Genomic DNA, 19,413 nt, shown 5'->3' with positions numbered 1-19,413 from the left:
TATTAAAAGGAGAAGTGAGGAAAACTACGTGTTTCTACAGAGATAAAGCATCAAACAGAGACGGTTATCTCTAAGTAGATACGCTTTTAGTCACGATTGGTGAGCGTTAGGTAATTGATTTATGCAAAAGAGGTGCACGCATGACCGATCTAATTAAGGTACAAGAAACTGCCAACTACAACGAGCGATCGCTCAAAACTCTGGTCAGATCCATTACAATGTCTCAACAGCAATTCTCGCTGATTTTGGTGCGCTGCAACTACGAGCAGTTGCGGCAGCAAATAGCGCAGCGGCTGCGAGAAGTGTCCCCAGTTCCAATTCAAGATCTCGTCCTGCCAGCTTCAGTCAAAACCCTTTACACTACTCTGCAGGCAAGCACTTTCCAGGAGGGGTACTCGCCTGTCGGTGCCGCCTCGGCTTTGATGGTATTCGGTTTAGAAACAGTAGTAGCGATCGACGAACTGATGGCTTCTACCAATCAAGTGCGAGACGAATTTCGCAAAAATTTTTCCTGCCCGGTGATTTTGTGGGTAACAGATGACATCGTGACCAAAATGATTCGTCTGGCCCCGGATTTCAAAAGTTGGGCCGCCGCCACAATTAAATTTGAAATGGGCGTTGACGAATTAATTAATTTCCTCGCTAGGCGGGCCGATACTATATTTAAAATAGGCGAAGTCAATCAAGAACTCGCCAGCAGCAACGTCAGCACCATAGCTAATTGTGACACCTGCGAAACCCCGTGCGAAAAACGCGGCCTGGAGCGCGAAATCAGCTCTGGAGAACGCTTTCTAACTTTTAACTCAGGGCTCCAAAACCGACGACAATCAGATATCCACTCGTATTCGCCATTGAGTCCGGGCAATACCTTCGATTTGGCGATCGGCTCTTTGCCACGCCGAGAACTAGAATTAGCTTTAAGAGATTTACAAAATCGCGGTGAAGAATTAGAGCCCGCCCTCAAAGCCAGCCTGCAATTCGTTCTCGGTCGAGATTACTATGTCAGCGACCAAACCGAAACAGCCTTAATTCACTACCAAGAAAGTTTAGTATTTTGGCAGCAGAAAACGGGCAACTGGGAACTGGCAGACTTGGAACATTCCGGAAACCCACAAACCTTCTCCTCTTTGTCGAATCCTGTCCCCAAAATTTTATTTTTAGAGAGAGAAGGCATAGTGCTGTTTCACATAGCCTTGTGTCACCGCTTGCAAGCAGCCAGAAACCCGGTAGCCAACCGCCAGCATTGGGAACAAGCTTGGATTAGCCTGGAACAATCTAGAAACGCTTTCTCCCTTGCCTCACGCCCGGAATTGGTAGCTGAGGTGACAGCACACCTCGGAGAAGTGCTGCAGCGCTTGAAAGCTTGGGGAGAGTTGCAAGCATTAGCTGAAAATTCTTTGCAGTTGCACTTCACTTACGGTACTCCCAGCCAACTAGCTCAAGATTACGGCTTTTTGGCTGAAGTTGCCCTGCAACAGTCGAGGTGGAGTCAAGCCCGCCAGCTAGCCGAGTTGGCTTTGGCGATTTTGGATCAAACGCCTAATGATTTGAGATTGCTGATTGAAGATTTGAGATTGGGGTTTGAGGGAAATTATCCAGAATTTGTGGGCCCTAACGAGTTAAGCAACGAACCCAAATCTAAAATCCAACATCCTAAATCCGACAGGAGTTCGTATCTTTTACTTTTAGCGCGAAGTTTGCGACAGTTAGGGCAGTGGGAAGCGGCGGTTCATTCCTTGGAATTGGCTCAATCTCAAAGCGAGCCGAAGTACGACCCCCGACTTTACATCGATATTTTGACGGAACTGCAAGCGGTTTATTTCGAGCAGGGAGAGTATCTTAAAGCGTTTCGGATTAAAAAAACCCAGCGTTCGATCGAATATCAATACGGATTTAGAGCTTTTATCGGAGCCAGCCAATTGCAGCAGCAGCGCCAAGCCGTCAATCCTTCAGGCCCCTCAGCTCAAAACCAAGCTGCCATCGCAGCGTCCATGACAGCTTACTCGCGCCAAACAGATATCAATAGCTTGCTAGAAAGAATTAGCAGGGACGACCATAAATTAACTATTATTCACGGGCCCAGCGGGGTCGGGAAAAGTTCTCTAGTCAATGCCGGCTTAGTACCAGCTTTGAAAAACATTACTCCGGGCGCGCGCGATACCTTGCCCGTAGTAGTCAAAGTTTACACCGACTGGCTGGTGGAGTTAGAAAATGCTTTGAACAGCGCACTGTACGACAAACAAGCCGAAGAGGAAAGTAAATTAATCTCGAAAGGACTACACGGAATCCACAAAAAAAGTTGCTCGGTTATTCCTGCTCGCAGCTCGGAAGTCTCTTCTTTTATTATAGATCAGTTGCGCGAAAATGCCACAAATAATTTGTTAACTGTGCTGATTTTCGATCAATTTGAAGAGTTTTTCTTTGTTTCGACTTCAGTGGAACAAAGACAACTTTTTTATAATTTTTTGGGCTTGTTTTTGAATTTGCCTTATGTCAAGATAATTCTGTGCTTGCGCGAAGATTATTTGCACTACTTACTAGATTGCGATCGCTTCCCAAATCTTGACGCTATTAACAATAATATTCTCGACAAAAGTATCCGCTACCAACTGCGGAGTTTTTCTATCAAAGACGCGCGGGCTGTCATCGGACACTTAACAGAACGGGCGGAATTTTATTTAGAACCGGCACTGATCGATGCCTTCGTAGAAGATTTAGCAGACGAACTTCAAGAAGTGCGACCGATCGAATTGCAGGTAGTAGGAGCCCAACTGCAAGAAGAAGGTATTACCAGTCTAGCACAATACCAGCAACTGGGGGACAATCCCAAAGCGGAATTAGTGAAACGATCGCTCGAAAGAGTCATCTCTGACTGTGGTCTGGTTAACGAAGACGCAGCTTGGAAAATCTTGTTTTCCCTGACAGATGAAAGAGGCGTTCGCCTGATAAAAACCAAACACGAACTCTCGTTAGTTACAGGCCCGCAGCCAGCCGATGCCCGCGAAACCGAATTATCGGCGATCGGCAGAAACAGAATTTCCCTACAGCGACAGTTCGCAAAAGACCCAGAAATCCGACAAAAGAAAACCGACAACCTCGACTTAATTTTAGACATTTTAGTCGGTCACGGTTTGCTATTTCTGCTACGGGAAGCGCCCGAAGACCGCTATCAATTGGTACACGACTATTTAGTGCGGCCGATCCGCCAAAGATTCGGCTTAGAAGCCAGACTGCACAAAGCAGAAGCAGACAAAAAAATGAGTCAAGCACAGCTCTACCAAGCCAATACTTTTCTCAAACAACTGCTGGGATTAGCAGTGATCGGCGTCATGCTGCTAACCAGTTCCACCATCGCCGCCGTCAACTTTTGGTGGCGGGCTGTGGGTCAAAAACAGCTAGCTGTCGCTCAAACTCAGCGAGCCGAAATCAGTACCCTGACAGCAGCTTCAGAAGCACTGTATTTCTCTAACAACAAATTTGACGCCATGATGGAAAGCTTGAGAGCTGGTAAAAAGTGGAAACAGATCGAAAACTCCCAACAAATGTATACTCTCAAAGACACTGAAATTCTGATTTCTGCCGCCCTCCAGCAGGCAGTTTATGGAGTCAAAGAACGCAACCGCTTGGAAGGACACGGCGATGTAGTTTGGGGTCTTAGTTTCAGTCCAGACGGCGAAACAATAGCTTCTTCCAGTGTAGATAAAACAGTCAAACTTTGGCGGCGCGACGGCAGTTTGCTGGCAACTTTCAAAGACCATACTAACAGCGTCTCCTGTGTGGCGTTCAGTCCCGACAACAAAACCATAGCCTCGGCAAGTTTAGATAAAACTGTCAAAATTTGGCAAACAGACGGCAGTTTGCTGGCAACTTTCAACGGGCATACTAATAGCGTTACCAGCGTTGCTTTTAGCCCTGACGGTCAAACGATCGCCAGTGGCTCTACAGATAAAACTATAAAACTTTGGAAAACCGACGGCACGCTGCTGAGAACGATCGAACAATTTGCTCCCGTAAATTGGCTAAGCTTCAGCCGCGACGGCAAAATAATTGCTGTGGCGAGCCATGACGGTACTGTGAAACTGTGGAGTTCTGACGGCAGGTTAATCGCTAATTTGTGGCACAGCGAAAACAGACAACCCTCGAAAATTTACACCGTCAGTTTCTCCCCCGATGGTGAAACGATCGCCAGTGCGGGTGAAGATAAAACAGTGAAAATCTGGAGCATCGCTGCACTCAAACACCCACCAACAGAAAATTCAACACAAGCAAAAAAAGGTGAACTGCTAACAACTTTGCGGGGACACAGCAAGTGGGTATTTGGTGTCAGTTTCTCCCCCGACGGTCAAACACTTGCTTCTGGAAGTGCAGACGGGACTGTCAAACTCTGGAGTCTTGCTGGTGTTGGCGACAAACGCCCAACCGATGCTAGCAACATTAAACCAGAGAGTCGCTTACTGAGAACTTTTGAGGGACACGCCGATCGAGTTACTCAGGTAAGTTTTAGCCCGGAAGGCAAAACCCTAGCTTCGGCAAGTTTTGACAAAACTGTCAGGCTGTGGCGGCTCGATGACGTGCCGCTCAAAACTCTCGACGGACACCAAAACCGGGTGCAAGGCGTTACTTTCAGCCCCGACGGCCAAAGGCTGGCTTCTGCTTCCACGGACAAAACTATCAAACTCTGGAGTCGCACGGGAGTTTTGCTAGAAACCTTGGAAGGACACACTCAGAGAGTCGCCAGCGTCAGTTTCAGCCCCGACGGCCAGCTACTTGCTTCTGGGAGTTACGACAAAACGGTGAAAGTCTGGAGTTTGACAGAAGATGGCATGAATAATATTCTCCCTTGTCCTTCGGCTCCGCTATTCCCGTGTTCGCCTTCTGTGCTGTTCACTCTCGACGGCCACGCCGACAGCGTGATGAGCGTGAGTTTTAGCCCCAACAGCGAGGTTCTGGCTTCGGGGAGCAAGGATAAGACTGTGAAACTCTGGACTAGAAACGGCAGGCTGATTAAGACTTTGACGGGACACACAGGCTGGGTGACTGGGGTGACTTTCAGTCCCGACGGCTCGATGCTGGCTTCTGCAAGCGATGATGGTACTCTCAAACTCTGGAATCGCGATGGTCGTTTGCTAAGAACTTTTGAAGGAGCTCACAACAGTTTTGTGTTGGGGGTTGCTTTTAGCCCTGATGGCAAAATGCTGGCTTCGGCTGGTTACGACAATTCGGTGAAATTGTGGAAGGTAGACGGGACTTTGGTGGCGACGCTGCTGAAGGGTTCTAGCGACAGCGTGACTAGCGTGGGTTTTAGCCCGGATGGTTTGTTGGTTGCTTCGGGCAGTTATGACCATAAGGTGAAGTTGTGGAGTCGCAGCGGGACTTTGCTGAAAACTTTGACGGGTCACAAGGATAGCGTGATGAGCGTGAGTTTTAGCCCGGATGGGAAGGTTCTGGCTTCTGCGAGCAAGGATAATCGGGTGATTTTGTGGAATTTAGATCTTGACGATTTGCTGGTGAGGGGCTGTGACTGGGTGGGAGATTATCTGAGAACTAATCCTAATGTGAGCGATCGCGATCGGCGTCTCTGTGAGGGGGTTGGGGCAAAATCTCAATTTTAGGGTAATGGGTAATTGTTTCAGTGTCCCCCCTAGAAATCCCCTTGACTCTATGCAGCGGTTTTAAGCGCCGCATAAAGTCAAACTAAGTCTTAACTGAGAGGGACTCAAGAATCAAGCGGCTAAAAAGCCCGGGTGTGGTATCAAAACTCAAAACTATTTTCCTCTTCCCCTTGGTCTCGGCTTCCTGTAAAGTAAATAATTGTAAAGAAATATGAGTTTTCTCTTATCCTCTGGTTAAGACCGCCAGCTAGCATTCACAATTAAGACCCGGATTATAAGTTCCTATGTCACAGCTTTTCCCGCGAAAATTTCTAGCCTCTGTTGCCGCATTTTGTCTGGCTTTGTCCGTGTGGGCGATCGCACCAGTAGCCCACGCTTTCAATAATCCCGATTTATTGCCGTCAACTCAGACGCCGATCATTGACTTAGCTAAAGCCCTTACGGATATTGAAGAACAAAGTTTGGCAAAAAATTTAAAAGCCTTTGAAGCCGAAACCGGCTGGAAACTGCGAGTGCTGACTCAGTACGATCGCACGCCCGGTTTGGCTGTCAAAAGCTATTGGGGGCTAGATGACAAGAGTGTGTTATTAGTTGCTGACCCCCGAGGGGGCAATTTGCTCAATTTTAATGTGGGCGACTCGCTGTATCCGCTGCTGCCGCGCACTTTTTGGGTGGAACTGCAAACCCGCTACGGTAATCAATTTTTTGTGCGGGACAATGGCGAAGATCGAGCGATTATTGAATCTTTGGAGTCGATAGAAGGCTGTTTGCGTCAGGGCGGATGCCGCGTGGTTCCCGGTTTGCCGAGGGAACAGTGGGTTCTGACGTTAATTACGTCGGTGGTTGGCGGGGTCATCTGCGGGTTTGCCGCTCAGCCTCGGAAGCCTGGACAGGTTGTGGCTTGGCAGTGGGCGCTGATTTTTTCGCCGCTGTGGGGCATTCTGTTTTTTGCTTTCGGACTGGGGCCGGTGGTGACTCGGACTTCTGACTGGTTGCCTGTGGTTCGGAATGTGTCCGGTTTTGCGATCGGAGCTTTGGTGGCATTCCTGACTCCGGTGTTGGGCAAATCTTCTTCGTCGTCGGAAACTTAGTCGTCAGTTGGCAGTTGTCAGATTTTACTCAACAGTCAACGAATGACTAAAAGCTGGTAAGCTGATACCTGACAACTCACAGGCGACAGCTATCCAACAAATGGAATGGCACGTAAGCGATGCCCAGAGTCTGGGATTAATCGATAACGAAATTGGCGACCACGGTTTTTCAGCGGCGGAGTACGAAATAGTCCGCCGCGTGATTTATGCGACTGCTGATTTTGAGTACAAGTCTTTAATTAGTTTTTCCGATCAGGCTTTGCAGGCTGGGGCGGCGGCTTTGGCTGCTCGGACTACGATCGTGGTAGATGTGCCGATGGTGCAGGTGGGCATTACGCCCCTAATTCAAAATACCTTTGCGAATCCGGTTTACTGTTCGATGGAGGCTTTGACGCGCCCCCAAAAGGAAAGGACGCGGGCGGCTTGGGGGATTGAAACTTTGGCAAGACGCTATCCTGAAGGGATTTTTGTGGTGGGCCAGGCTCAAACTTCTTTGTCGGCGATCGTAGATTTGATTGAATCTGAGGAAATTCGGCCGGCTTTGGTGATTGGGACTCCTTCTGGGTTTGTAGGGGTGGACGTGGCTAAGTCGCGGCTGCACGATTCGATGATTCCTCACATTCGGATTGAGGGCCGCAAGGGCTCTGCGGTGGTAGCTGTGGCTATTGTTAACGGGCTGGTGGATTTGGCTTGGCAAGCTTACGGCCAAGAGGGGAACAGTTGATCGATAAGTTAATTGTCATGAGTCATGGGATTTTAGATTTTAGATCCCGCTTTCAGCACCCTCTACTTTCACAATAGGTTTTTTCGGAATTTTGTGAACAAATTAAGTTACTTTTTATAACGCGGGATTCTGTGAACCATCATAGATAGTCCTGGACGCATGAGAGTCCAGAAACCGGGTTTGATGGACGAAAATACACGGGTTGCAGCCAGAGATTCGGTAAAAAACCCGGTTTCTTTGTCGGAGTTCGTAAGTCTTGATAGAGTAGAATTCTCTAGCAAATTTAGGAAATGAGTCGATTGCAAATTCGCGAAGATGACCTCAGAGGTAGAAAGATTGCTGACTTTCTGTGCGAACATCTCGAAAATATGAATGAGATTACACCACCTGAAAGCATTCATGCTCTTGATTTAGAAGCATTGCGATCGCCCGATATTACTTTCTGGACGGCTTGGGAGGGTGATGAATTACTCGGATGCGGAGCACTGAAAGAACTAGATTCAAGAAGTGGTGAAGTCAAATCAATGCGTACCGCCAAGGCTCACCGCCGTAAAGGTATCGCCGGGAAGATTCTTGAACACATCATAAAAGAAGCCGAAGGGCGTGCTTACGATTGCCTGAATTTGGAAACAGGGGCTTTGCCTGAGTTCGCCCCGGCACGAGCCTTGTATATACGGTATGGGTTCAAGTACCGAGGCCCCTTCGCTGAATACATTGATGACCCGAATAGCGTGTTTATGACAAAAAAGCTCGCTTGATCTACTTCTCGAAATTGGTGTATTTCTTGAAAATTTCGCAATGACTCTTAACTATTATTAGACATCTCCAGAAATTAAGTTTTTGCCCGGGTTTAACTTGCGATAGCTCTTAAATTTGTCGCTACTATTCATCTTAATAATCAGCGGACGATCGCCTTTTTACATCTCTGCTTTGATTAGTGCGATCGCGGTCTTTTTTTCTGCCTTTTTTAATTTGCTGGCTCACCTCGACAAACAAATCTCTGCGTAAATAAGGATAGTCGCTCACCCACACGTCACGGCTGGGAATATAAATATCTGAAACTTTGGCAATTCTGCCTAAATCTTCTTGATTTGACATAATTAACATTAAAGCAGCTTGGCCGGGGGCAATTCCTTGGTGATCTTTCCGCAATGGAGCTCGAAGTGTAGTAGTAAATCCGGTTTTGTCGCCAACTTCTAAGTTGATGCGCGGTTCTAGGTTGTCAACTATTACGAGTTGTCCTTTTTGATTGACTGTTTCTTCTTGACTGGTGATTTCATCTGTAATATATATATCCAAAACTCGTCCTTGCCAAAAACCGCAGTATTGATATTTGCGGCATTCTGCATTCCGCAAACTTGCCCACAAAATCGGTCCCCACAGCCAGTACAAACCAGCTATCAATCCGGTGATTAAAACTAGCGGCCCCACATCGGAACCGACGAAGTTGTAAACTACCAGGAGGAAAACTACGGTGACTGCAGAGATTAACATTCGCCTCAAAAAATCGGGCGGTTTTCCCCAGATATATTTGTATTGCGCTCCCGTGGCAACGGCGGGAATTAGTTCTTGAAATGTTTCACGGGTTAAGGGAATTAGCATAGGAAGTTCGGCAACGAGCAATGTACGGGATGCAACGGCTGTCTGTTCGGAAGCGGATTAGATTAAGGGATTTAACAGATTTAACGGATTGATGTTGAAGTCAAAAATCACAAGTTAGAAGTCAAAAGTTAGAAGTTAGATTAATTCCACCTTACTAATGACTAATGACTAATGATTAATGACTACAAGATTTTTTCCAGGCCGTAAACGAGCGATCGCAATTCAAGGACTTTGCGTATAGACAGCAAGACTCCTGGCATATAACAAGCGCGATCGCTCGTATCGTGTCGTAAAGTATAAACTTGACCGGCGCCGCCAAAAATTACCTCTTGGTGGGCAATTAAACCGGGTAAACGGATGCTGTGAATGCGAATCCCTTCATCGGCCACTGAACCCCGAGCACCGGCTAATTTTTCGGTTTCCTCAACTTCTGGCAGATTGAAAGTTTTTCCCATTTCTGCTAACATTTGGGCAGTTTGAATTGCCGTACCGCTGGGGGCGTCGGCTTTTTGATTGTGGTGCAGCTCGATAATTTCTACGTGTTCAAAATACTGAGATGCCGTGACGGCGGCTTGTTGGAGCAAAACCATGCCGATCGAGAAATTGGGTATAATCAAACAGCCGATGCTGGCTTTATCAGCAAATTCAGCTAATTTTTCAATTTGCTTGCTGCTCAATCCGGTAGTGCCGACTACGGGGCGGATTCCGTAAGCTATGGCCGATCGCACGTTTTCATAAACAGACGAAGGGTGCGTAAAATCTACCATCACGCCTAACTGCTTTTCCTGAGCTGCTAATACCAGCATTCCTTGCAAGTCGTCAGTGATGGGAACTTCTAACGGGCCGCATCCGGCTAATTCGCCGGCATCGGCGTTGAGGCACTCAGGAGAGCGGTCTACAGCCCCAAATAAGGTCATGTCACTAGCATGGGCGATCGCCTTGATTACTTCGCGGCCCATCTTGCCTGCTGCACCGTTAACAATCACCGGAATCGGAAGTTGATTCGTCATAATCTCAAAAATATCCTGAAATTTCGATCGACTAAATTTTAACGCTTGTGGAAATTTGGGGAAACGCGGGAATTAAAGACAAGACTTGTCGGTAAATCTTGAGAAACCCGGTTTCCCATCCCAGAAATACTTTGCAAAATCGAGTAATTAGCTTAAATAAACTCGGTTTTGGCACAAGTTCTGAAAAAATTACATTTAATCTCATAATAAGCTCAATTCTGTAAGAACCGACTTGGGCGAAGCGAATTTGCACTGATATATTTTTGCTGTGACTGCCCAATTCTCTCGAAATCTTCGATATGTAATGTCTGTCGCAAGTGGCTTCGACCGGAGTTCTCAAAATCGACGGGTCAGGATTTTGCCTGCAATGCTTGCGGGCGCGACTGTAACGCTGCTGAATATGGGAGTTCGGCAGTTGGGAGGCTTGCAAAGCTGGGAATTGGGGAGTTTTGACTCGTTAGTGCGCTTGCAGCCAGATTCCGGCCCCGATCCGCGGCTGCTGGTAGTGGCAATTTCTGAGGCCGATATTCAAGCTTTGGGGAGATTTCCGATTTCCGATGGTGCGATCGCTCAAACGTTGACAAAACTGCAAAAGTACCAGCCAAAAGTCATCGGTTTGGACTTGTACCGGGATTTGCCTCAAGCGCCGGGACACCAAGAATTGCTGGCCGGGCTGAAAGCACCAAATATCGTGGCGATCTACAAATTGAGCGATTTAGATAGTCCGGGAGTGCCTGCGCCCCCGGGAATACCGCGCGATCGAGTTGGTTTTAACGACTTCGTGCTCGATGCTGACGGCGTTGTGCGTCGCAATTTGCTCTCCGTCTCGCAAGTAGACAAGAAAACTGCTTTCTCGTTTTCTGTGCAAGTGGCTTTGCTGTATCTCAAAGACAGAGTACAGCAGAAAAATAGCCCTGTTCGTCCCCACCAAATCAACTGGGGAAAGGCAGAATTTGTGCCTTTAACTTCTAACAGCGGCGGCTATGCAAATCTCGACGCCAAAGGCTACCAAATTCTGCTCAAATACCGGTCTGGCAAGCAGGTAGCCCGACAAGTCAGTATCCGGCAGGTATTGAAGGGGGAATTTGACCCGAGTTGGGTCAAAGACAAGATTGTGCTGATCGGGACGACGGCACCGAGTACCAGAGATTTGTTTTTGACGCCCTACAGCCCGGTTAAAAAGCAAAGTCCGAAAATGCCGGGGGTGTTGCTGCACGCGCAAATGCTCAGCCAAATATTGAGTGCGGTTTTGGATGGACGATCGCTGTTTTGGGTGTGGCCGGAATGGGCGGAAATTTTGTGGAACTGTGCTTGGGCGATGATTGGCGGGGTGGTGGCTTGGCGGATTCAGCACCCTGCGAGGGCGGGATTTGTTGGGGGTGTGGCTTTGATGGGTTTGTTGGGGATTAGTTTTGGGATTTTTACTGGGGGCGGGTGGGTGCCGCTGGTGTCGCCGGCTTTGGGTTTGGTGGTGACTGGTGGGGGCGTCAGCGCTTACAGGAAGCTTTACGATGCTTTTCACGATTCTCTGACGGGTTTGCCCAACCGGGATTTGTTCGTGAATTTCCTGGGGCGGGCGATCGTCAATAGTAAGGGTCGCCACAGCCATCTGTTTGCGGTGCTGTTTCTGGATTTAGACAGGTTTAAGGTAATTAATGATTCTTTGGGTCATTTGGCGGGGGACGAACTGCTGATGTCGGTGGTGCTGCGGTTGAGGACAAGTATTGGTCGCGCCGATACTGTGGCGCGGGTGGGGGGTGACGATTTTGCGATTTTGGTGAGGAATGTTGATGTTGCTAGTGCGGTGGATTTGGCGACTCGTATTCACCAAGCTTTAATTGTACCTTTTGAGTTGAAGGGGCAGGAGGTGTTTGTGACGGCGAGTATCGGGATTGCCATCGGGGGCGAACCCGCTGCTGATGTCAGGGAACAGCCGGAACACTTGCTGCGGGACGCGCACACGGCGATGTACCGGGCGAAGGCTTTGGGAACGGGAAGGTATCAAGTGTTTAATGCTTCGATGCACGCTTTGGCGGTGGAGAGGTTGCAGTTGGAGACGGATTTGCGGATGGCCCTGAAGCGTCGGGAATTTTTGCTGCACTACCAGCCGTTTGTATCTTTGGCAAGCGGGAGGATTATTGGCTTTGAGGCTTTGGTACGCTGGCAACACCCGCAGCGGGGTTTGATTCCGCCGATGAAGTTTATTCCGGTGGCGGAGGAAACGGGGGCTATTGTGCCGCTGGGTGAGTGGGTGCTGGAGGAGGCTTGCCGGCAGTTGCGGATTTGGGAGCGAATGTTTGATTTCGATCGACCTTTGATTATGAGTGTAAATTTGTCTGGGAAGCAGTTTGCTCAGCCGGATTTGGTCGATCGCATTCAGGTGATTTTGGAAACAACGGGTTTGAGTGCCGAGAGTTTGAAGTTGGAGATTACTGAGAGTGTGGTGATGGATGATGTGGAGTCGGCGATCGCAGTTTTGAAGCAGATGAAAGCGTTAAATGTCAAGTTGGGAATTGATGATTTTGGCACTGGTTACTCGTCGTTGAGTTATTTGAGTCGGTTTCCTACGGATACTTTGAAGGTTGATAAGTCGTTTGTGGGGCGAATGGAGATTGAAAGCGAGGGGGAGAATGTGGCGATCGTGCGGACGATTGTGGCGCTGGCTCACGCTTTGGGTATGGATGTGATTGCTGAGGGTGTGGAGACGGCGGCACAATTAACTAGGTTGAGGGCGATCGGCTGCGAATACGGTCAGGGTTATTTTTTTGCTAAGCCGTTACCGAGCGAGGCTGCGACTGCTTTGATGGCTTCCGAGCCGCAGTGGTAAATCCTGTTTGTTTCACATAGTCCTGGTCGCAGAAACCGGCTTTGATGAACGAAAATCGATCGTGCAACACCATAGATCCCGGTTGCAAAATCCGGTTTATTTGGTTTTTGTGCGTAATTATTTTCACAGTTCAGTTATATTGTCAAGCGCAATAATTAGTATTTCATTGGGTTCAGGACTAAAATGCAATCTTAACTTGCCAGTTGCGGAAGATATTTCAAACTCTAAGGCAATATCTTGAGTTGAACTTGGTTCAATTTTAATTGGAGTATCAATGACAAGTGGAAATGTATTTTGGTCTTCATCTTTTAAATAAAAGTGGTCGCAGAGGTTGTTCACTAAATAGCCACTCTTTCCGTGATTGACAATACAAACACTCAAAGTTATTCCACCGTGGCGCTGAACATCATTAACTGTGATACTATAATCGCTAATTCTCAGCGTTTCCTTAATATATCCGTAGGTGACAGGATTAAAATCTAAAAGCTTGATTACTAACTTATCTACAGTGGTATAAGGATTTAATTCATAGATTTTATCATCACAAGCAGCTAGATTGTTTGCCATCCCCATCCGTAACCATGCTGCATTTTCAATAGCTGTTTGAGTCCGGTCTTTAAGTGTAGGATAAATGGAAATATCTGCTTTTTTAGAATAGCCTGTAAAATAACCTGCTTGTTCCAAATAATCAATAACATTCTGGGATTTAGGGAAAGCAGTTCGATTCTGTTCGTAATGCAATAAAATCCAATGTTCAAAAGCAATACTTGAAAACCCTAGCTTAATACCGTGTTTCTGTGCATCGTCAAATGCTTTTTCATGTTTGGTATAACCATCTTTATCAAAAACTGCCCAAACTTCGTCATAATTTTTTATTTCTTTTTTGGCTTCTTTGACCAGATTCACCGCATCTGTTTTAATAGATTCACCTTCTTTTTTTGAGGCTTTTATTTGGTCTTCTTCACTTGGATAAACTTTGATGGCATATTTTTCAAATACATCAGGTTGCTCAGCAATCTTCTCAAAGTAAATTCGTTCCGTATTAGTTCCTTCACATACTATGTAGATGGACTGCTTTAACTGTCTTAGTTTTCTTTTTTTGTCTCTACTCATCGCCAAAAATAAATTCAACTTCTTTAATATTAGGTTGACCACCAAATTTACCTTGCATATACCATAGGTCAAAAGGTTCATCACCTTTTACTTTCTCAAAGTCTTGGGCAGAAAAGAGTTGTGTTTCACCATATTTATTTTTTTCGGTAAACCAGATTTGATCTTTTCTCAATAATTCCCGATCTAGTAGAGTGGTTTCATGGCTAGCAAAAATTAGTTGGGCATTATGGGGATTAGTTAACGGATGGTGAAATAACTTAATTAAGAACTTACACAGTTTAGGATGTAAACTATTATCTATTTCATCAATAACTAGAATATGACCTTTATTTAATATCAATAACATTAGAGCGCCAAGGCCGTAAAGTGTAATAGTTCCGATTGATTCTTTTTGGAAAAAAGGAAAGTTAGCTTCACCTTCTAACAACCCATCTCGAAAAGTTTTATGGACGGCAAACAATTCATACTTATTGTCATTCATAATAATTTTTTTTATTTCCTCTGGCACCCCATCATCAAATATAAAATCAACATTTTTTTCTTCAAAATTAATGTTTTCGATATGAGTATCGGCTATTCTGATGAGTTTATCTAACTTTCTTTTTAGCTTTTCATCTTTTTGCAATTCTTGATTAACATGACGTACTAAAGAACTCCTCATGTCAGTATCGTTGGCTGCAAAAAAAGCATATACTTTTAAGTATTCATAAATTTTTTGCATTTGTTCGTGTTCTTCACGAGCCACTTTTGATAAATAAGGATATTTAGTTAAGGCTTTGGTGGAAAACCTTCGCTTGTCTTGAAAATAATCACCACGTTTGACCTCATTTTTGGTACGAATAAATAAGTTAGCTTGTCTTTTATTTGGATAATAATCTAGCTGTTCGTGATGAACTTCTCGACTGTCAAAAGCAATTTGATACTCATACATAATTTCTTCAATAATAAAACTAAGCTTGAAGCTTGAAGGCTGGCTTAAGCACGACTTCTCTAACTCGAATGGTTCGTAATAAGGAATATTGTCATCCACATCAATAGTGAGAGTGTGAATATAGGAGAGCAGCGTATTCAAAGCCTTGAGAATATTTGACTTGCCAGAAGCATTTGCTCCATAGATCGCCGCAGAGTTAACCAAGCGCAGTTTATTACCTTCGATTGGCACAAAAGTATTGTCATTCTTCCTGGTGGAAGAGTCGGCAATCATGCTGAAGGTTTGCTCTTCTTTAATTGACCTAAAGTTACTGACGGAAAATTCAATTAACATAAAGTAACTCAACTTTTAATGCGATAGACTTAGCCAATATATGCCGATAAAATAGATAGAGAAAACCTCATAATTATAACTCTTGACGGACGTTACAAGATATTATAGAGGTGTATGATTTTTTGTAAACCGACGAGGCTACTCAAAATGACGATCGCCTACCTTTGAGTGACTGTTGTCCACCTATATGTCACAATAAACAAGCAATTATTATATTTTGAGTTATCCTGTGAGTCCTACTGCCGAAGTCAGCAATACCCTAAATGCGGGCGCTCTACCAACCGTTACCGCTACCCCAGCCCGTCGCGCTGTTTTTCCCTTCACTGCAATTGTTGGCCAGGAGGAGATGAAACTGGCGCTGCTGTTGAATGTCATCGATCCCAAAATTGGCGGGGTGATGATTATGGGCGATCGAGGTACTGGCAAATCTACCACAATCCGGGCCCTCACTGATTTGCTGCCGGAAATTGAGGTGGTGGCTGACGATCCTTTTAACAGTCATCCCACCGATCCGGATTTGATGAGTGACGAGGTGCGCGATCGCACTTTATCTCAAACTGACATTAAAATCGCCCGCAAAAAAGTTCAAATGGTAGATTTACCCTTGGGCGCTACCGAAGACCGAGTTTGCGGTACGATCGACATCGAGAAAGCTTTGTCGGAAGGAGTTAAAGCTTTTGAACCCGGTCTTTTAGCTAAAGCTAACCGCGGCATTCTTTACGTTGATGAAGTCAATTTGCTCGACGATCATTTAGTCGATGTTTTGCTCGACTCCGCCGCCAGCGGTTGGAATACTGTTGAAAGAGAAGGCATTTCGATCCGCCACCCGGCTAAGTTTATTCTAATCGGTTCCGGGAATCCAGAAGAAGGAGAATTGCGACCGCAGTTGCTCGACAGATTCGGGATGCACGCAGAAATTCGGACTGTGAAAGACCCGAATTTAAGAGTGGAAATTGTCGAACAGCGATCGAGTTTTGACCAAAATCCGCCGGAGTTTCTCGCGAAATACCAGCGCGAACAAGATGAAATGCAGCAGAAGTTGGTGGAAGCCCAGGAAAGATTGAAATCGGTAACTATCGATCGAGAGTTGCGCGTAAAAATCTCCCAAGTTTGCGCGGAATTGGACGTAGACGGGCTGCGGGGCGATTTGGTGACGAATCGGGCTGCGAAAGCTTTCACGGCTTTGGAATGCCGCACAGAGGTGACTGTGGACGATATTCGCCGGGTTATGACTCTGTGTTTGCGCCACCGGTTGCGGAAAGACCCGCTAGAATCAATAGATTCGGGGTATAAAGTGACTAAAGTGTTCGATCGGGTATTCGGACTAGAAACAACTGAGGGGTAATTAATAATTGGTAATTGGTAATGGGGGGTGAGAAAACATTTCCCAAATTTTTAATGCCTCCTTCCCCATTTCCAATTACTAATTCGGGCAATGGAAAAACGAATTTTAGGATTAGATCCCGGTTTAGCAAATCTCGGCTATGGGGCAATTTGCTGTCAAATTGTCCCCGGCAAGCAAGATGAAAACTTTGTTTCCATGATTGATTGCGGCGTCATACAAACAACGCCCAAACAGGAAATGGGACAACGGTTGAAAACAATTTACGATGATTTGCACGAGGTAATTGAACAGATTAAACCTGATGTAGCAATTGCCGAAAAACTGTTTTTTTACAAGATGGGAAATACCATACTTGTAGCGCAAGCGCGGGGCGTTTTGACGCTAGTATTGGCGCAGCGTGGAGTGCCGTTATTCGAGTTTACGCCGGCTCAAATTAAGCAAGCTTTGACCGGGCGCGGTAATGCGGATAAATCTGAAGTGCAAGAGGCGGTGGCGCGGGAGTTAGAGTTGGCTTATATTCCGAAACCCGACGATGCGGCGGATGCTTTGGCTGTGGCTTTGACTGGTTGGTACGATGATGATATTTGTCCGAAGAAAATAGAGTTGGAAACAGGAAAAATTTGATACAATATCAAATCATCGGCAAATTAAGCACAAATCCGGGCAAGACATTTTCTCCCGATAAACTTACAGGAAATTGTACAATCTCTACTTCGCGAGAAGGGCGATAAATCTCCACTTGTTCGTCTAGAGGATTAATCAGCCAACCCAAGCGCAAACCGCTGTTTAGATACTCCTGCATTTTCTCCTGAAGCGGCCGCAGCGGGTCTGGGCGCGATTCCCTACGGGATAGCTTCGCTTCACGCAATTCAATGGCAAAATCAGGACAAATTGGCGGAAATTTCTCTTGTTCTTCTGTTGTTAAAGCCGACCATCTTTCTAAGCTAACCCAAGCGGCGTCTGGAGATCGATCGCCATTATGGAGCAATCGAAAAATTGTTGAAGAACTAAACACTCTTCCTAGCTGAGTTTGACGGTTCCACAAGCCCAAATCAGTAATTAAATCGGCTTCTCGATTGCCGCTGACTCCGCCTACTGGTGACATAATGATAATTTCTCCTTTAGCAGTCAGTTAAAATTGCCAATCTCGATTCATCTGACATAAACGGTAAAACTGTTCGTCTGTTAGTTCGACAGTATCTAAGTTTAAAATAATGGTTGTCATTTTATTATTTCTCTTCTCTTCTCCTCTCTTCAGTCTTGCGTTGCGCGGACGAAAGTTTGTGCGGTAGGGGCAATCCGTTGCCCTGATTCCAATCGCCGATTAATCTATTTTAGCGCCATTTTATTGAGAATCTTTGTTTTAATGAAAAATTAATCCTTATACAATTCCTAATTTTTTAAGTGCTATTGTCCGGTTTTTCGATGCCAAGTGAAAATCTGGTTTAAATTTTAAGGCTTTGTCGTAGGAGGCGATCGCTTCTTCAATCCTGCCTAAATTATACAGTGCATTGCCCCGATTGTACCAGGCTTCGTGATCATCTGGTTTGAATTCTAAGGCTTTGTCCCAGGAGGCGATCGCTTCTTCTCGCCTGCCTAACTTACGCAGTGCATTGCCCCGATTGAACCAGGCTTCGTGATCATCTGGTTTGATTTCTAAGGCTTTGTCGAAGGAGGCGATCGCTTCTTCTAGCCTGCCTAACTTACGCAGTGCATTGCCCCGAATGTTCCAGGCTTCGTGTAAATCTGGTTTGAATTCTAAGGCTTTGTCGTAGGAGGCGATTGCTTCTTCAATCCTGCCTAAATTACCCAGTGCAAGGCCCCGAATGTTCCAGGCTTCGTGATCATCTGGTTTGAATTCTAAGGCTTTGTCGTAGGAGGCGATCGCTTCTTCAAGCCTGCCTAACTTACGCAGTGCAAGGCCCCGATTGTACCAGGCTTCGTGATCATCTGGTTTGAATTCTAAGGCTTGGTCCCAGGAGGCGATCGCTTCTTCAAATCTGCCTAAATTATCCAATGCAAGGCCCCGATTGTACCAGGCTTCGTGATCATCTGGTTTGAATTCTAAGGCTTGGTCCCAGGAGGCGATCGCTTCTTCAAATCTGCCTAAATTATCCAGTGCATTGCCCCGATTGTACCAGGCTTCGTGATAATCTGGTTTGATTTCTAAGGCTTTGTCGTAGGAGGCTATCGCTTCTTCAATCCTGCCTAAATTACCCAGTGCATAGCCCCGAATGTACCAGGCTTCGTGATCATCTGGTTTGATTTCTAAGGCTTTGTCGTAGGAGGCTATCGCTTCTTCAAATCTGCCTAAATTATCCAGTGCAAGGCCCCGATAGGACCAGGCTTCGTGATAATCTGGTTTGATTTCTAAGGCTTTGTCGAAGGAGGCGATCGCTTCTTCAAATCTGCCTAAATTATCCAGTGCAAGGCCCCGATAGAACCAGGCTTCGTGATAATCTGGTTTGATTTCTAAGGCTTTGTCGAAGGAGGCGATCGCTTCTTCTCGCCTGCCTAAATCATCCATTACAAGGCCCCGAATGTACCAGGCTTCGTGATCATCTGGTTTGATTTCTAAGGCTTTGTCGTAGGAGGCGATCGCTTCTTCTCGCCTGCCTAATTTACCCAGTGCAAGGCCCCGATAGGACCAGGCTTCGTGATCATCTGGTTTGATTTCTAAGGCTTTGTCGTAGGAGGCGATCGCTTCTTCAAGCCTGCCTAAATCATCCAGTGCAACGCCCCGAATGTACCAGGCTTCGTGATCATCTGGTTTGATTTCTAAGGCTTTGTCGTAGGAGGCGATCGCTTCTTCAAGCCTGCCTAAA

12 protein-coding genes and 1 pseudogene are annotated in these 19,413 nt (G+C 46.2%); 7 read left to right on the top strand and 6 right to left on the bottom strand.

The genetic code is table 11. The features are described from left to right. Window positions 1-140: 140 nt before the first annotated feature. The 4 genes from QUB33_RS08745 (at window position 141) to QUB33_RS08730 (ending at window position 8,185) form a co-directional block, all read left to right on the top strand. Window positions 141-5,612, top strand: a complete 5,472-nt coding sequence (locus tag QUB33_RS08745) for a WD40 domain-containing protein (RefSeq protein WP_333349489.1) — start codon at window positions 141-143, stop codon at window positions 5,610-5,612. Window positions 5,613-5,896: 284 nt separating this feature from the next. Next, window positions 5,897-6,703: a TPM domain-containing protein gene (locus QUB33_RS08740; protein ID WP_333216669.1), complete on the top strand. Its 807-nt coding sequence runs from the start codon at window positions 5,897-5,899 to the stop codon at window positions 6,701-6,703. A 100-nt stretch (window positions 6,704-6,803) separates the two neighbouring features. Next, window positions 6,804-7,427 (top strand): precorrin-8X methylmutase, encoded by a 624-nt coding sequence (locus tag QUB33_RS08735; RefSeq protein WP_333216667.1) that lies wholly within the window; start codon window positions 6,804-6,806, stop codon window positions 7,425-7,427. A gap of 290 nt (window positions 7,428-7,717) precedes the next feature. Beyond that, window positions 7,718-8,185 carry a GNAT family N-acetyltransferase gene (locus QUB33_RS08730; RefSeq protein WP_333349487.1) on the top strand — a complete coding sequence of 156 codons (468 nt, stop codon included), beginning with the start codon at window positions 7,718-7,720 and terminating at the stop codon, window positions 8,183-8,185. Window positions 8,186-8,318: 133 nt separating this feature from the next. On the opposite strand, the gene QUB33_RS08725 is transcribed toward QUB33_RS08730, so the two are convergent. After that, complete coding sequence (locus QUB33_RS08725) at window positions 8,319-9,029, bottom strand: phosphate ABC transporter permease (protein ID WP_333349484.1); 711 nt, start codon at window positions 9,027-9,029, stop codon at window positions 8,319-8,321. Window positions 9,030-9,211: 182 nt separating this feature from the next. Further along, on the bottom strand, window positions 9,212-10,039 hold the full coding sequence (gene dapB / locus QUB33_RS08720; RefSeq protein WP_333349482.1) for a 4-hydroxy-tetrahydrodipicolinate reductase: 828 nt from the start codon (window positions 10,037-10,039) through the stop codon (window positions 9,212-9,214). A gap of 304 nt (window positions 10,040-10,343) precedes the next feature. On the opposite strand from dapB, the gene QUB33_RS08715 reads away from it, so the two are divergent. Next, window positions 10,344-12,866, top strand: coding sequence for an EAL domain-containing protein (locus tag QUB33_RS08715; RefSeq protein WP_333349480.1), 2,523 nt, complete (start codon window positions 10,344-10,346; stop codon window positions 12,864-12,866). Between the two features lie 123 nt (window positions 12,867-12,989). Here the strand turns inward: QUB33_RS08715 and QUB33_RS08710 are convergent, their stop codons facing one another. Together QUB33_RS08710 and QUB33_RS08705 are read right to left on the bottom strand one after the other, a co-directional pair. After that, window positions 12,990-13,979 carry an RloB family protein gene (locus tag QUB33_RS08710; RefSeq protein ID WP_333349478.1) on the bottom strand — a complete coding sequence of 330 codons (990 nt, stop codon included), beginning with the start codon at window positions 13,977-13,979 and terminating at the stop codon, window positions 12,990-12,992. After that, window positions 13,972-15,243: an ATP-binding protein gene (locus tag QUB33_RS08705; RefSeq protein WP_333349476.1), complete on the bottom strand. Its 1,272-nt coding sequence runs from the start codon at window positions 15,241-15,243 to the stop codon at window positions 13,972-13,974. Before QUB33_RS08705 ends, QUB33_RS08710 begins: the two co-directional genes overlap by 8 nt. Before the next feature lie 229 nt (window positions 15,244-15,472). On the opposite strand from QUB33_RS08705, the gene bchI reads away from it, so the two are divergent. Both bchI and ruvC read left to right on the top strand, forming a co-directional pair. Beyond that, window positions 15,473-16,588 carry a magnesium chelatase ATPase subunit I gene (gene bchI / locus QUB33_RS08700; RefSeq protein ID WP_333349475.1) on the top strand — a complete coding sequence of 372 codons (1,116 nt, stop codon included), beginning with the start codon at window positions 15,473-15,475 and terminating at the stop codon, window positions 16,586-16,588. Window positions 16,589-16,678: 90 nt separating this feature from the next. After that, entirely contained in the window at window positions 16,679-17,212 is a 534-nt protein-coding gene (gene ruvC / locus QUB33_RS08695) for a crossover junction endodeoxyribonuclease RuvC (protein ID WP_333349472.1), read from the top strand. 7 nt (window positions 17,213-17,219) lie between these two features. On the opposite strand, the pseudogene QUB33_RS08690 reads toward ruvC, so the two are convergent. After that, window positions 17,220-17,813, bottom strand: a pseudogene (locus QUB33_RS08690) (Uma2 family endonuclease). A 156-nt stretch (window positions 17,814-17,969) separates the two neighbouring features. Continuing rightward, a partial coding sequence (locus QUB33_RS08685) for a tetratricopeptide repeat protein (RefSeq protein ID WP_333349469.1) occupies window positions 17,970-19,413 on the bottom strand: 1,444 nt, incomplete at its 5' end.

It is taken from the genome of Microcoleus sp. B3-A4 (assembly GCF_036705385.1).
In the GTDB taxonomy this organism is placed as follows: Bacteria; Cyanobacteriota; Cyanobacteriia; order Cyanobacteriales; family Microcoleaceae; genus Microcoleus.
The sequence above is the reverse complement of the archived record's forward strand: the minus strand, read 5'-3'. Positions and strand labels throughout refer to the sequence as shown.

Excerpts from the sequence above, each read along its gene's own strand:
- QUB33_RS08745 (WP_333349489.1), top strand. The coding sequence starts at position 141 with ATGACCGATCTAATTAAGGTACAAGAAACTGCCAACTACAACGAGCGA.
- QUB33_RS08740 (WP_333216669.1), top strand. The coding sequence starts at position 5,897 with ATGTCACAGCTTTTCCCGCGAAAATTTCTAGCCTCTGTTGCCGCATTT.
- QUB33_RS08735 (WP_333216667.1), top strand. The coding sequence starts at position 6,804 with ATGGAATGGCACGTAAGCGATGCCCAGAGTCTGGGATTAATCGATAAC.
- QUB33_RS08730 (WP_333349487.1), top strand. The coding sequence starts at position 7,718 with ATGAGTCGATTGCAAATTCGCGAAGATGACCTCAGAGGTAGAAAGATT.
- QUB33_RS08725 (WP_333349484.1), bottom strand. The coding sequence starts at position 9,029 with ATGCTAATTCCCTTAACCCGTGAAACATTTCAAGAACTAATTCCCGCC.
- dapB (WP_333349482.1), bottom strand. The coding sequence starts at position 10,039 with ATGACGAATCAACTTCCGATTCCGGTGATTGTTAACGGTGCAGCAGGC.
- QUB33_RS08715 (WP_333349480.1), top strand. The coding sequence starts at position 10,344 with ATGTCTGTCGCAAGTGGCTTCGACCGGAGTTCTCAAAATCGACGGGTC.
- QUB33_RS08710 (WP_333349478.1), bottom strand. The coding sequence starts at position 13,979 with ATGAGTAGAGACAAAAAAAGAAAACTAAGACAGTTAAAGCAGTCCATC.
- QUB33_RS08705 (WP_333349476.1), bottom strand. The coding sequence starts at position 15,243 with ATGTTAATTGAATTTTCCGTCAGTAACTTTAGGTCAATTAAAGAAGAG.
- ruvC (WP_333349472.1), top strand. The coding sequence starts at position 16,679 with ATGGAAAAACGAATTTTAGGATTAGATCCCGGTTTAGCAAATCTCGGC.